9 protein-coding genes and 1 pseudogene are annotated in these 13,475 nt (G+C 70.9%); 6 read left to right on the top strand and 4 right to left on the bottom strand.

Features of this window, described 5'->3' with window-relative positions:
* Nucleotides 1–410 precede the first annotated feature (410 nt).
* Entirely contained in the window at nucleotides 411–860 is a 450-nt protein-coding gene (locus ACZ3TS_RS09000) for a PTS sugar transporter subunit IIA (RefSeq protein WP_467615131.1), read from the top strand.
* A 78-nt stretch (nucleotides 861–938) separates the two neighbouring features.
* Nucleotides 939–2,609 carry a phosphoenolpyruvate--protein phosphotransferase gene (gene ptsP / locus ACZ3TS_RS08995; RefSeq protein ID WP_467615129.1) on the top strand — a complete coding sequence of 557 codons (1,671 nt, stop codon included), beginning with the start codon at nucleotides 939–941 and terminating at the stop codon, nucleotides 2,607–2,609.
* Nucleotides 2,610–2,737: 128 nt separating this feature from the next.
* Here the strand turns inward: ptsP and ACZ3TS_RS08990 are convergent, their stop codons facing one another.
* Together ACZ3TS_RS08990 and ACZ3TS_RS08985 are read right to left on the bottom strand one after the other, a co-directional pair.
* The gene (locus tag ACZ3TS_RS08990; RefSeq protein ID WP_467615156.1) at nucleotides 2,738–3,628 is read right to left on the bottom strand and encodes a hypothetical protein; all 891 of its coding nucleotides are present in this window, start codon (nucleotides 3,626–3,628) and stop codon (nucleotides 2,738–2,740) included.
* 122 nt (nucleotides 3,629–3,750) lie between these two features.
* Nucleotides 3,751–5,718 carry an acetoacetate--CoA ligase gene (locus ACZ3TS_RS08985; RefSeq protein WP_467615126.1) on the bottom strand — a complete coding sequence of 656 codons (1,968 nt, stop codon included), beginning with the start codon at nucleotides 5,716–5,718 and terminating at the stop codon, nucleotides 3,751–3,753.
* 213 nt (nucleotides 5,719–5,931) lie between these two features.
* Here ACZ3TS_RS08985 and ACZ3TS_RS08980 point away from each other — a divergent pair, with 213 nt between their 5' ends.
* Nucleotides 5,932–8,298 carry a glycoside hydrolase family 31 protein gene (locus tag ACZ3TS_RS08980; RefSeq protein WP_467615124.1) on the top strand — a complete coding sequence of 789 codons (2,367 nt, stop codon included), beginning with the start codon at nucleotides 5,932–5,934 and terminating at the stop codon, nucleotides 8,296–8,298.
* A 144-nt stretch (nucleotides 8,299–8,442) separates the two neighbouring features.
* Here the strand turns inward: ACZ3TS_RS08980 and ACZ3TS_RS08975 are convergent, their stop codons facing one another.
* Entirely contained in the window at nucleotides 8,443–8,979 is a 537-nt protein-coding gene (locus ACZ3TS_RS08975; protein ID WP_467615121.1) for an NUDIX domain-containing protein, read from the bottom strand.
* Nucleotides 8,980–9,026: 47 nt separating this feature from the next.
* Nucleotides 9,027–9,836, bottom strand: a complete 810-nt coding sequence (locus ACZ3TS_RS08970) for a M15 family metallopeptidase (protein WP_467615119.1) — start codon at nucleotides 9,834–9,836, stop codon at nucleotides 9,027–9,029.
* 151 nt (nucleotides 9,837–9,987) lie between these two features.
* On the opposite strand from ACZ3TS_RS08970, the pseudogene ACZ3TS_RS08965 reads away from it, so the two are divergent.
* The 3 genes and pseudogenes from ACZ3TS_RS08965 (at nucleotide 9,988) to ACZ3TS_RS08955 (ending at nucleotide 13,431) form a co-directional block, all read left to right on the top strand.
* A pseudogene (locus tag ACZ3TS_RS08965) lies at nucleotides 9,988–10,413 on the top strand (Zn-ribbon domain-containing OB-fold protein).
* Nucleotides 10,410–11,600 (top strand): lipid-transfer protein, encoded by a 1,191-nt coding sequence (locus ACZ3TS_RS08960; RefSeq protein ID WP_467615116.1) that lies wholly within the window; start codon nucleotides 10,410–10,412, stop codon nucleotides 11,598–11,600. The pseudogene ACZ3TS_RS08965 and the gene ACZ3TS_RS08960 overlap by 4 nt, the downstream one beginning before the upstream one ends.
* 190 nt (nucleotides 11,601–11,790) lie before the next feature.
* Nucleotides 11,791–13,431 (top strand): EAL domain-containing protein, encoded by a 1,641-nt coding sequence (locus tag ACZ3TS_RS08955; RefSeq protein WP_467615114.1) that lies wholly within the window; start codon nucleotides 11,791–11,793, stop codon nucleotides 13,429–13,431.
* Nucleotides 13,432–13,475 lie beyond the last annotated feature (44 nt).

Here is a 13,475-nt window from a genome sequence, read left to right as displayed (position 1 = left end):
CGCTGTTGAGTTCTCAAGGAACGGACGCTTCCTTTGTACTCACCCGAGAGACTCACTCTCGCGGCTTTCCTCCGGGCGCTTCCCTTCGGTGTTTCAAACTCTATCAGTGTTTTTCCGTCCCTCTGACCACCGCCCCGCAGACATGCAGAACGGGACCCCGAGATAGGATCCGACAAGTTTGGGTGCTGCCGGGCAACGACGCTAGGCCGCGTCACTCCGCCCCAAGCAGGGGTACGACTCTACACGCAACCCTGGAGCGGGCGCAAATCGTCGGGGCTGCGTGCCTAGGGCCTTCAACCCCTACGTCTCATGCGGAACCGGCACTTCATATGACATACGCTGCTGCCCAGTGCGCCGTCCGGGACAGGCAGTGACGGCCCATTTGGATCTCCACCCCTTGGAGGCTTCCCATGACCACCGTGACATCCCCTCTCGCCGGACGCGCCATCGAACTGGCCGCGGTGCCCGACCCCGTCTTCTCAGGCGCGATGGTAGGGCCCGGTATGGCGATCGACCCCCTGCGTGAGCCCTTGGAGGCTGTCTCCCCCGTGGACGGGGTCATCGTCTCGCTTCACCCCCACGCCTTCGTCGTAGTGGACGGAGAGGGTCACGGTGTACTGACCCACCTGGGCATCGACACGGTCCAGCTCAACGGAGAGGGCTTCGAGTTGCTCGTCAACAAGGGCGACACCGTCACGCGTGGTCAGGCGGTCGTGCGCTGGAACCCGGCTGCCGTCGAGCAGGCCGGCAAGTCTCCCGTGTGCCCCGTGGTGGCGCTCGAGGCGACGGCCGACTCCCTCTCCGGTCTCCGTGAGGACGGCGATGTTAAGGCGGGCGACCAGCTCTTCGCCTGGCAGTGACGCCGGCGCCGTACTGGCCGCCGATACAGACAACCATCGCGGTGGCGGGACCCGCCGCATGATTCGGAGACAGGTGAGATGGAGACAACGCTGCGAGGCGTCGGTGTGAGCCACGGCGTGGCGATCGGCGAGGTCCGGCACATGGGGACGGCTGTGCTCGAGCCCCCGGCGAAGCAGATTCCGCCGGAGGACGCGGAGCGCGAACAGGGGCGCGCTCGCCAGGCCGTGGACGCTGTGGCAGCCGACCTGATTGCACGCGGCAATCTGGCGGGCGGCGAGGCCCAGGCGGTGCTGGAGGCTCAGGCCCTGATGGCCCAGGACCCCGAGCTGATGGCCGATGTGGACCGTCGCATAGCCGTCGGCAGCACGGCGGAGCGCGCGGTGTACGACGCGTTCGCCGCGTACCGCGAGCTGCTGGCGAACGCCGGGGAGTACCTGGCCGGCCGCGTGGCCGACCTCGACGACGTGCGGAATCGTATTGTCGCCCGTCTGCTGGGGGTGCCGATGCCCGGTGTGCCGGACAGCGACGAGCCGTACGTCCTGGTCGCGCGTGACCTCGCCCCGGCGGACACGGCGCTGCTCGACCCGTCCCTCGTTCTCGGCTTCGTCACCGAGGAGGGCGGCCCGACCAGCCACAGCGCGATCCTGGCCCGGGCACTCGGAGTCCCGGCCGTCGTGGCGCTGCCGGGTGCGGGCGAGCTCGCCGAGGGGACGGTGGTCGCCGTCGACGGCAGCACCGGCGAGATCTTCGTGAACCCGAGCGACGACAAGAAGGCACAGCTCGAGGCTGCGGCCGCCGAGCGCAAGGCCGCCCTGTCCGCCTCGACCGGGCCGGGTGCCACGGCCGACGGCCACAAGGTGCCTCTGCTGGCGAACGTCGGCGGTCCGGCCGACGTACCGGCCGCTGTCGAGGCCGGGGCCGAAGGTGTCGGTCTGTTCCGCACGGAGTTCCTGTTCCTGGACGACAACAAGAACGCGCCGTCCGAGGAGAAGCAGATCGAGGCGTACCGTCAGGTTCTCGAGGCATTCCCCGAGGGCCGCGTCGTCGTGCGGGTGCTGGACGCGGGTGCGGACAAGCCGCTCGACTTCCTGACACCGGCGGACGAGCCGAACCCGGCGCTGGGCGTCCGCGGTCTGCGGGCGCTGCTCGACCACCCGGAGGTGCTGCGCACGCAGCTGAGCGCGCTCGCGAAGGCCGCGGAGGGTCTGCCGGTCTATCTCGAGGTCATGGCGCCGATGGTCGCCGACCGCACCGATGCGAAGGCGTTCGCCGACGCGTGCCGTGACGCCGGGCTGCAGGCGAAGTTCGGTGCCATGGTGGAGATCCCCTCGGCGGCGCTGCGGGCGCGCTCGATTCTGCAGGAGGTCGAGTTCCTGTCGCTGGGTACGAACGACCTCGCGCAGTACACGTTCGCCGCGGACCGTCAGGTGGGTGCGGTGTCGCGTCTGCAGGACCCGTGGCAGCCCGCGCTGCTCGACCTGGTCGCGCTGTCCGCCGAGGCGGCGAAGGCCGAGGGCAAGAGCTGCGGCGTCTGCGGTGAGGCCGCGTCGGACCCGCTGCTGGCGTGCGTGCTGACCGGTCTGGGTGTCACCTCCCTGTCCATGGGTGCGGCGTCGATTCCTTATGTCCGGGCGACGCTGGCGAAGTACACGCTGGCGCAGTGCGAGCGTGCGGCGGCGGCCGCTCGTGCCGCTGACACCGCTGACGAGGCGCGCAGGGCTGCTCAGGCGGTGCTGTCCGGCGAGTGATCCGGGAGGGCCTCGCTTCGACGTCGTCCGGGGAGGGGCGCTCCACCTGTGGGTGGGGCGCCCCTCGCCCGTTCGTGCATCTTGATCAACTCCGGATCCCGCCTGTCACCGGGGCTCCGCTCGTCCGTTCAATGGGTGTGGCCCGTCGGGTGTCCGTCGTCCCCGAGGTCGGGTGGCGCGCTGTAGTCGACGCCGGATTCCGGGGAGACGAGGTCACCGGACTCGATGTCGGTGCAGTAGGCGTCGAAGACCTCTCCCGCGGTCAGCGGCTCCAGGTGTTCTCCGCGCAGGCGCCAGCCGTAGACGCGGTCCGTCGTGTCGGGTGCGGTGGTGCGCATGACGAGTCCGCCGGCGCTGTGGGTGGCGATGCCCAGGGCGAGGACGGTGGTGAATTCGAGTGCCTCGGTCTCGTCGATGCGGGCCGTGCCATCGGGGTCCTCGTCGGCGTGGAGCACCGCGACGAGGGTTTCGGGTGGCGCCGAGACGCTGCAGACGAGGTGGCGGTGGCCGGGGCTCGCGGTGTCGAGGATGCGGGTGAGGAGCCGGGATGCGTGCGCGAAGGCGGCGCGTCCGATGTCCTCGCCGCACGAGGCGCAGACGCCGAGGTGGGCGAGGGTCGTGGTCGCGTACTGCCAGGTGGCCTGCCGTACGGCTTCGTCGACCAGGTCCGGGACGAGTTCGGCCAGGGGCTGTCCCACGTACGGGATGGTGGGTCCCATGGCGGCCAGCTCCGCCGTGAATCGGGTACGGCTGGCCGGAGCGTCCGGTTCCAGCCCGCTGTGGGCGCAGAACTCCACGTACTCCTCCGGGTCGAAGAGGGCGACCGTGGTGTGATTGCCCTGGGCAGCGAGGGTCCTGAGCAGCGTTTCGACCTGCTGGAGGTAGGTCGTGTGGTCGTCGAAGGTGAAGGTGCGGTAGCCCCGCATCGCGGTGAAGTCGTGTTCGTCGGTCAACAGGCCGATGGTGCCCGCGATTTCGCGGCGCAGGGCGCGTCGCATGGTCTGGTCGGTGTGCGGCATGATTCCCCCTACGTACAGTCGATCGATGCTCACTCACAGTAACGTGAGCCACCGACAACGCCGCCGGCCGCGGCGGCTGCGGAGCCGTAGCGGTGGTGTCACGGCGTCTGCCGCGAGGTGTGTCAGGCGCGTTTGCGGGCCAGGTCCTCGTAGAAGTGAAGTAGGTCGAGGTTGTCGATCGAGCCCGGGTTGACGGCCTTTTCCAGGGGCGTGCCCTGGAGGAGGCGTTTGACGGGAACCTCGATGCGCTTGCCCGTGAGGGTGTGCGGAACGCCCGGGACCTCGATGATCTCGTCGGGGACGTGGCGCGGTGAGAGCTGTTCGCGGATCGTCTGCTTGATGCGGTTCAGGAGGGTGTCGTCCAGGACGGCTCCTGGGGTCAGATGGACGAAGAGGGGCATCCAGTAGCCGCCGTCGGGCTGTTCGATGCCGATGACGAGGGACTCCTTGATCTCGGGGAGTCGCTCGACGGCTTCGTAGATGTCGGCCGAGCCCATGCGGACACCCTGCCGGTTCAGGGTGGAGTCCGAGCGGCCGTGGATGATGACGGAGCCGCGGGAGGTGACGGTGATCCAGTCACCGTGCCGCCACACCCCGGGATACATGTCGAAGTAGCTGTCGTGGTACCGGCTGCCGTCGGGGTCGTTCCAGAAGCGGATCGGCATGGAGGGCATCGGGTTGGTGACGACCAGCTCGCCGACCTCGTCGATCAGGGGCTTGCCGCTGGGGTCCCAGGACCGCAGGTCGGTGCCGAGGCCAGGGGCCTGCAGTTCACCGAGGTACACCGGGAGGGTCGGTACGGCTCCCGCGAAGCAGGAGCACACGTCCGTGCCGCCGCTGACGGATGCGATCCACAGGTCGTCGCGGACCTCGTCGTGCAGCCAGCTGAAGCCGTCCGGGGGCAGCGGCGAACCGGTCGTGGCCACGCACTGCACCCGGGCGAGGTCGTAGTCGCGCGCCGGGTGCACGCCCGCCTTTCGGCAGGCCATGACGTACGCGGCGGAGGTGCCGAAGAGGGTGGCTCCGGTGCGTTCGGCGACGCGCCACTGGGCGCCGGTGTCGGGATGGCCGGGGCTGCCGTCGTACAGGACGATCGTGGTGCCCGTCAGAAGGCCGGAGACGAGGAAGTTCCACATCATCCAGCCGGTGGACGTGTACCAGAAGAGGCGGTCCTCGGGGCCGAGGTCGCAGTGCAGGCCGAGCTGCTTGAGGTGTTCGATCAGGATGCCCCCCTGGGACTGGACGATGGCCTTGGGAAGGCCGGTCGTGCCCGAGGAGTACAGCACCCACAGCGGGTGGTCGAAGGGGACCTGTTCGAAGACGGGCTCGACGTCGGTCGAGGTGAGGGACGACCATTCCAGGGCGCCTTCGGGGGCGTCGGTGCCAAGGAGCGGGATGTGGACGACGGCGCGCAGGGTGGGCAGTTCACGGCGCAGTTCGGCGACGATCTCGCGACGGTCGTGCTCCTTGCCGCCGTATCGGTAGCCGTCGACCGTGAACAGGACGACCGGCTCGACCTGCTGGAAGCGGTCGAGGACACTGCGGGCGCCGAAATCGGGTGCGCAGGAGGTCCATACGCCGCCGACGGCTGCCGTGGCGAGGAGGGCGACGACGGCCTGCGGGATGTTGGGCAGGTAGGCGCTGACGCGGTCCCCCGGGCGTACGCCGAGGGCGCGCAGCTCGCCGGCGAGGGAGCCGACCTGGCGGCGCAGTTCGGACCAGGTGACGGGTCGGGGCTCGTGGGTCTCGTCGATCGCCACAAGGGCGGGCTCGTCGGCACGGGTGGCCGACGCGCGCAAGGCGTGTTCGGCGTAGTTCAGGCTCGCCCCGGGGAACCATTGCGCACCCGGCATGGAGCGGTTGCCGAGCACGTGCGCGTAGGGGGTGGAGAACCGTACGTCGAACCACTCGGTGACGGCCTTCCAGAACGTGTCCAGTTCGTCCACCGACCAGCGGTGCAGGGCCGAGTAGCCGCCCTCGGCGGGCGCTCCGTGGTGGTCGGCCGCCCAGGCCTGGAACCTGGTGATCTGTGCCCGGGCGATGCGGTCGGCGTCGGGCTGCCAGAGCGGCTTGGGGTTCGCTGAGGTCATGGGGCGGCTCCCGGACTGTGCGCGTCGTGTGCGTGGTCCGCGCACGAGCTGGGGTGTGCGCGTCACGCGGATGACACGGACGATGCCATGTGATCGACTTCTGCACCAGGGTGCGCCACACATAGTCGCCATCGTGAAGATGTGCTCACGCCACGGGTGAACGACAGTTGAACGGCGCCTCTCCACGGGGATGTCAATGGCAGGGTGAGCAGCATGGACGGTCGTGACCTGGTGCGTTCGGTGAAGGCGGTCGGTTCGGGGGGTGCGGCGCAGGGTTTGCGCACGGTGCGGGCCGCGTGGCGCAGGAGGCGTACCGACGCCACCGGGTTGCCGCCGCGGGGTGCGGAACGGGCGCGGGTGCCCGGGCCGGTGCAGGAGGTGGAGCCGGGGCCAGGCGGCGGTGTCGTCCGGTTCGCCCGGGCCGAACTGCGGATCACGGTCGCCGTGAACGGGGCGGTGTTCTGGGGCTGGGACGGAGCCGGGCCCGAGCCGTCGTACGCACTCGCGGGCCGCAGTCCCGAGCCGGATCCGCGGGCCGTCCTGGAGCCGGACAAGGACGGCGGCTGGCGGGTCGTGGCGGAGCGCGTCACGGTCGTGGTGTCGCGGTACGGCGCCGTGGAGGTGCGCACGCCCGGCGGGGTGACCCTGCGCCGGGATCTGCCGCCCCGATGGTGGGAGTCGGCGGACGGCGGCGGCGCCCGCTGGATGCAGCGGTCCGAAGTGGCACCGGACGCGCGGTTCTTCGGACTCGGCGGCCGGGCCTCGGGACCGCGGCTGCGCGATGGGACGTACCGCCTGTGGAACACGGATCCGGGACGGCCCTTCGGACCCGGCGACGACCCTCTGTACATCACCATGCCGGTGCAGATGGTGGTCGCCGATGCGGCCACGCATCTGGTGTTCCACGACACCGCGTGGGACGGCACGGTGACGTTGCGGGAGGGCGAGGAGGGGGCCGGTTCCGGGCACGACCGGGCGGGCACCTGTGAGCTGCGGATGGACGGCGGGCCGCTGCGCTGCTGGGTGATGGTGGGCACCCCCGCGCGCGTGCTGCTCGTCTGGGCGTCGCTGACGGGTGCGCCCGCCCTGCCGCCGGCGTGGGCTCTGGGCCACCACCATGCGCGGTGGGGCTTCGGCAGCGAACAGGAGGTGCGCCGGATCGTCGCGGGCTACCAGGAGCGCGCGCTCCCGCTCGACGCCGTCCATCTGGACATCGACCACTACGACGGCCACCAGGTCTTCACGGTCGACCGGGAGCGTTTCCCGAAACTGCCGGTGCTCGCCGAGGAACTGCGCCGGGACGGGATCCGTCTGGTGTCGATCGTCGACCCCGCGGTCAAGGCCGAGCCGGGCAACGCCGTGTACGACAGTGGGAGTTCCGCGGACGCGTTTGTTCGGGACACGTCGGGTCGGCTCGTGGAAGGGGTCGTGTGGCCCGGGGAGGCCGTCTACCCGGACTTCACGGACGGACGTGTGCGGCAGTGGTGGGGCGGGCTCTACGAGGAGCGCCTCGCGCAGGGCTTCGCGGGTTTCTGGCACGACATGAACGAGCCGGTGTCCTTCACGGCCTTCGGGGAGAACACCCTGCCCCGCTCGGCCCGGCATGCGCTCGAGGGCCGTGGCGGTGACCACCGGGAGGCCCACAACGTGTACGGGCTGTGCATGACCCGGGCCGCATACGAAGGGCTGCGCGAAATCGCCCCCCAGGAACGGCCGTTCCTGTTCTCGCGCTCAGGGTGGGCGGGAATGCAGCGTTACGGAGGAACCTGGTCCGGAGACGTGGCCACGGGTTGGCCCGGGCTGCGTGCCTCGCTGTCCCTGGTGGTGGGCCTCGGTCTGTGCGGCGTCCCGTACTCCGGGCCGGATGTGGGCGGCTTCGACGGCAGTCCCTCGCCGGAGCTGTACCTGCGCTGGTTCCAGCTCGCCTCTTACCTGCCGCTGTTCCGTACGCACGCGAGTCTGCGGGCCGGGCGCCGGGAGCCCTGGGAGTTCGGCGACGAGGTCCTCGAGCACGCGCGCGTGGCGCTCGCCGAGCGGCGGCGTCTGCTGCCGTACTTCGTCACGCTGGCGCATCTGGCGCGCCGCACGGGTGCGCCCTATGTGCGGCCCCTGTGGTGGGGCACGCCCGAGGACCGGGCGCTGAGGGACTGCGGGGACGCCTTCCTGCTCGGCGACAGCCTCCTGGTGGCTCCGGTGCTGGAGCCCGGCGCGCGCCGGCGGACGGTGGTGCTGCCGCGGGGGCGCTGGTACGACACGACGACCGAGGAGGCGTACCAGGGACCGGGACGCGTGCTGATCGACGCCCCCCTCGGGCGGATTCCGGTGCTCGCGCGCGCGGGCGCCGTCCTGCCCGTGCGGGGGGAGGACGGCGGTCTGGAGCTGGAGGTGTGGGCGCCCGCACGAAGCCGGTCCGGCGGCGGGCTGGTGGTGCCGGACACGGGCGACGGATGGGCCGAGCCGGATGTCCAGCGCTATGTGACGCGGTGGAAGGGCCGGCAGGTGGTGGTGCGGCGGGACAGGAAGGACGGCCGTAGCGAGCCCGCTTATCCAGTGCGCATACGGGGGCTGGGCCGCGGGTGAGACGCGCAGTACGCGCCCGTGGTCGTCCGCGCGTGGCCCGGGCGACACGTGCCTGATCGAATGAGCACGGCTGGGGGGTTGCCGCACGCCATCGCCTCGGGTCCGGCCCGGGCGGGAAGGCTCAGAGGCCGTCCCGCCCGTGGGTCACACGTAGCGGCCCTCGAACCACCCCTGCACCGCGAGCGTGTGCAGCGGGAAGGCGAGTTCGGCCGGGCGGCGCAGGAGGTGCCAGCCCTCCGTCTCGTCCGTGCCGGCGGACGGCGGCAGGTCGGCGGCCGGGCGTTCGGGGAGGAGCCCGAACAACAGGAGGTGGCCGTCCGGCGAGCTCATCGCGTCGACGAGCCGCACATCGCGACCGGCCGCGTCGATACCGGTCTCCTCCTTGAGTTCACGGACGACGGCGTGCCGCCAGTCCTCACGGTGGTCGATGAAGCCTCCGGGGAGGGCGATGCCGCCGCGGGCGGGAGGGATGGTTCGGGTGATGACGACCAGGGCCGTTCCCTTGGTGTCGTACACGGGCTGGAGGGCCACCGCCACGGGCAGCGGGTTGCGGTAGGCCACCGTGCCGCAGGCGGCGCAGGTGCGGGGCCAGCCGGAGACGCCCTCTCCGTAGGGCGCTCCGCAGCTCGAACAGTGCGAGCCCGGCACGGACTCGGCGGATGCGAACGGGGATTCGGACACGTGGCGGACTGTATCCGATCACGGGGAGGGCGTCTTCCGGGGGCGGCTCAGCGGGAGGACCTCAGCGACCTCTTGGACACGGGGAAGTCGAAGTAGGTGTCCGGGTAGGGCTCCGGCTTGTAGGTGTAGTGCCACCACTCCTCGGCGAGGTTCACGAAACCGAGGCCCTCGAGGGTGCTCTTCAGCAGCTGCCGGTGGGCACGCTGCTCGCCGACGATCCGGGGGTCGTCGGTGTGGGCGAGGGTGTCGAAGCAGTCGAAGCCCGTTCCCATGTCGACGGAGTTGTCCGGAAAGCGCTCGTCCTGGGGCGCGTAGCACGGTACGAGCGGTTCTCCGGGGACGTACGGCCGGGTCGGCCCGGCCGGAAGCCGCACGATGGTCAGATCCATGGTGGAGCCCCTGCTGTGTCCGGACTTCTCCGCGATGTAACCGTCCGCGAACAGGCGGGACTTGTCGACCTGCGGATAGAACTCGGCCTTCATCCTCTCGTCGCCGAGGTCCTCCGCCCAGCGCACGAAGTGGTCGACGGCGCGCTGTGGCCGGTAACAGTCGTACACCTTGAGCGTGTAGCCCTTGCGCACCAGCTTCACCTGCGCCTTGTGGAGGGCCTCGGCGGCCGGGCGGGTGAGGATGCACAGGGGTTGCCGGTAGCCGTCGACGTGCTCACCGACGAAGTTGTGCACGGTGAAGTACCGGATCTCCTGGAGGATCGTGGGGTCCACCGATCTCAGCGCCACGAAGTCGTCGGGCGCCTTGAGCTCCGGAGTTGCCCGGGCCGTGACGGAGGCGGACGTGACGGCGAGGAGTGCGGCGAGCGCGGTGACGAGACCACGTACCGCGACGGAGAGACGTGTCATGACCCTCTCATTTATCAGCCGTCACTTCCGCGGGGAAGGGACGCGCTCCGCGTTCGATCTCCGGGACGCCTGCCCATCTCCGGGAGTCCGTGACAGACTTTTGACGTTCCATCAGATTCAGAGAGGGGTCATGTCGCGTGTTCACACTCCTGTGGTGGCCGGGTGGTTCGCGGGCGAGGGGAACGACTTCCGTCTCGTCGGCACACGGTGTGCCGCATGCGGGTCGGTGTTCTTCCCGCGCGAGGACACCTTCTGCCGCAACCCGGGCTGCAAGGGCGGTGAGCTCACCGCGACGACACTGTCCAAACGTGGGCGAATTTAGTCGTACACCGATACTCGGTACCGGCCTCCGTCACCCTATGTGACGAATCCGGAACTTCCGTGGGAGCCCTACGCGTTGGTCGCGGTGGAGCTGGAAGCAGAGCGCATCGTGGTGCTCGGGCAGGCGGTTCCGGGGGTGACCGTCGCCGATCTGGCGGTGGGCATGGAGGTCGAGGTCGTCCCCGGCGTGCTGAGCGAGGACACGGAGACGACCTGGACGACATGGCAGTGGCGGCCGACGGGGGTGGTGGTATGACGCACGATGTGGCGGTGCTCGGCGCGGGCATGCATCCCTGGGGGAAATGGGGGCGAAGTTTCGTCTCGTACGGGACGGCGGCGGCGCGCGCGGCGCTGGCGGACGCGGGGGTCGACTGGCGGGACGTCGGCTCGATCGTGGGTGCGGACACGGTGCGGGGCGGTTATCCCGGGTATGTGGCGGGGGCGACGTTCGCTAAGGCGCTCGGCTGGCAGGGGGCACGGGTCGCGAGCGTGTACGCGGCGTGCGCCTCGGGGGCCCAGGCCGTCAACACGGCACGGACGCAGATTCTTTCGGGGCTCGCGGACGTGGCGCTCGTGGTCGGCGCGGACTCCGCGCCCAAGGGGTTCTTCCGTCCCGCGGGCGGTGACCGGCCCGACGATCCGGACTGGCTGCGGTTCCGGGTCCTGGGGGCGACGAATCCGGCGTACTTCGGGCTGTACGCACGCCGGCGGATGGCTCTCCACGGGGACACGGTGGACGACTTCGCGCAAGTCAAGGTGAAGAACGCCGGCTTGGGAGCGCTGAATCCCAATGCCCGCTACCGCAAGCCGGTCACCGCTGAGGAAGTCGCCGCCTCTGCGGTGGTCGCCGATCCCCTACGCCTGCTGGACATCTGCGCGACGTCGGACGGCGGGGCGGCGCTCGTGCTCTCGAGCATGGAGTTCGCGCGACGCCATGGAGTGGCGGAGCCGGTGCGGATACGGGCGGTGTCCACAGTGACTCCGCGCTTTCCCAACACCGTGCTCGACCTGCCCGACATCGCGACGGACTCGGCGCTGGCGGTGGAGCCGGCGAGTGAGACGTTCCGCGCGTCGATCGCGCGGACCGCGTACGAGGAGGCAGGGATCGGACCCGCGGATCTCTCACTCGCCGAGGTCTACGACCTGTCGACCGCGCTGGAGTTGCAGTGGTACGAGGATCTGGGACTGTGCAGGGAGAGCGAGGCGGCGAAGCTGTTGCGGGAGGGGGCAACGGCGCTCGGCGGACACATACCCGTCAACGTCAGCGGTGGACTCGCCTCCTTCGGAGAGGCCGTTCCCGCGCAGGCGATCGCCCAGGTGTGCGAGCTGACCTGGCAGTTGCGAGGTGACGCGGGCGACCGGCAGGTCGCCGGTGCGCGTGTCGGGATCACCGCGAACCAGGGCCTGTTCGGGCATGGATCCGCGGTCATAGCGGTGCGGTGACCGCTGCACGGCGGAGAAGCCCGACAGAGGCGCCGAGGGGGCCGGACGTGGGCGCCCGGGCCGTCGCACCGCTACCGCCCTCCACCGCGCCGGCGAAGGCCGTCCACACGCTCTGTGATCACCTGGGAATGCTGTGTGAACAGGTCATGAACTGGGCCTCGGCGTGCGCCGGCGGCGCCATCATGCTCCCGTGCCCTCCTGGACGGATACTCTCCGCTTCGCCTTCCAGCCGGTGGTCAATCTGACGACCGGAGGGGTAGCGGCGTTGGAGATCCTCGCGCGCCCAGAGACCGGCGACATCCTCGCACAGGCCCGCCGGGACCCCGAACTCGACGGGAATCTGGCCGCGCTGGCGGTCAGCGCGGCGGCGCGCAGGGAGACGCTGCTTCCGCTGCACGTCAACGTGTTCGCCGGAACCCTCGCCGATCTCGGCGGCCTCACCGCCGTGCACAACGCCGTGTGCGAGGCAGGACGGCTGCCCTGGGAGGTGACGATCGACATCGGCCCGCCGTACACGCACGTGCCGCACCGGGCTCTGCTGGAGGCCGTCGGCGTACTGCGCGGTGAGGGCTTCCGGGTCTGCGCGGACGGCGTCGGCGACGGCGACGCACCCCTGCGGCTGCTCTCCGACATGGCACCCGACCTGGTGAAGCTCGACGTGTCCCTGCTGACCCGGTCGGCCGCAGTGCGGGCCATGCGGACCCTGTGCGAGCAGTTGGGCGCGCTGCTGTCGGTCGAGGGCGTGGAGACCGAGCTGCAGTGCGCGGCCGTGCGGGCCGCGGGGGCGCAGTTGGCGCAGGGCGACCTGTTCGCGCCGCCGTCCCGGCTGCCCGCCGCCGACGTATACGTTCCGGCACTGGTGCCGTCCGTGGTGGCGACGCCGCGTACCGGGCCGTCGGTGCGGCAGTTCGTACGTCCCGCCGCGCTGCTGCCCGTCACGGCCTCGGCGGGACAGGTGCGGGCGCTGCTCACCGGGTCACCCGACGTGTCCGGGGTGCTGCTGGTGGACCGGGCCGGGGTGCCCCTCCGGTCGGTTCACCGCTCGCGCTTCCTGCTGTCGATGTCGGGGCGCTACGGCCACGCGCTGTACGCCGATCGGCCGGCCGCGAAGCTCGGCGATCCTCCGCGCACGGTCGGGATCGACGCCACGGCATGGGAGGTACTCGACGTGGTGGCGGACGGGGGACGGGACCGTACGTCGGACGACGTGGCGGTGGTCGACCGGGTCGGGCGGTGCGTGGGCGTCGTACGGCTCGCGGATCTCGTGCGGGCGCTGGCGGAGAACCGGGTCGAGGAAGCCGCGGGGCTGAATCCTCTGACCCGGCTGCCCGGTTCGGACGCGATCACCGGTGAAGTGGACCGGCGGATCGCGGACGGGCGGGTGTTCGCGCTGAGCTGGCTGGACGTCGACCACTTCAAGCAGGTCAACGACGGGGCGGGCTTCGCCGCCGGCGACGAGTTGATCCGCGCGGTGGGGCGGGCGTTGCAGGGCGCCGCGTCCGGGAGCACGCGCGTGGGGCACATCGGCGGGGACGACTTCCTGGTGCTGGCGGATCCGGAGGGCCTCGATCCGCTGGTCGCTTCGGTGCTGGACGCACCCTGGTCGGCGGACGGGCGCACGGTGACACTGTCGCTGGCCACGATCCTGTGCGCCCCCGGCAGCGTGATGGACCACCGTCAGGCGGCGGCGTGCCTCGCGCCCCTGAAGCAGGCCGCGAAGGCCCTGCGCGGAGCGAGTTGGGTCCTGGGCCGGGCAGGCTTTCCAGGCCACGAGGTCCGCCGCGGCTCGGCAGCGGCCCCGGCTCACGCGCGCGGTCCCGCACGGGCCTGAGGTCCGCCGGGCCCCGGCCCCCTGGCCGCGGGACCGTCGCGGCC

It is taken from the genome of Streptomyces sp. NPDC022910 (assembly GCF_055561075.1).
The sequence above is the reverse complement of the archived record's forward strand: the minus strand, read 5'-3'. Positions and strand labels throughout refer to the sequence as shown.

Coding starts and splice junctions, on each gene's coding strand:
- ACZ3TS_RS09000 (WP_467615131.1), top strand. CDS start 411: ATGACCACCGTGACATCCCCTCTCGCCGGACGCGCCATCGAACTGGCC.
- ptsP (WP_467615129.1), top strand. CDS start 939: ATGGAGACAACGCTGCGAGGCGTCGGTGTGAGCCACGGCGTGGCGATC.
- ACZ3TS_RS08990 (WP_467615156.1), bottom strand. CDS start 3,628: ATGCCGCACACCGACCAGACCATGCGACGCGCCCTGCGCCGCGAAATC.
- ACZ3TS_RS08985 (WP_467615126.1), bottom strand. CDS start 5,718: ATGACCTCAGCGAACCCCAAGCCGCTCTGGCAGCCCGACGCCGACCGC.
- ACZ3TS_RS08980 (WP_467615124.1), top strand. CDS start 5,932: ATGGACGGTCGTGACCTGGTGCGTTCGGTGAAGGCGGTCGGTTCGGGG.
- ACZ3TS_RS08970 (WP_467615119.1), bottom strand. CDS start 9,836: ATGACACGTCTCTCCGTCGCGGTACGTGGTCTCGTCACCGCGCTCGCC.
- ACZ3TS_RS08960 (WP_467615116.1), top strand. CDS start 10,410: ATGACGCACGATGTGGCGGTGCTCGGCGCGGGCATGCATCCCTGGGGG.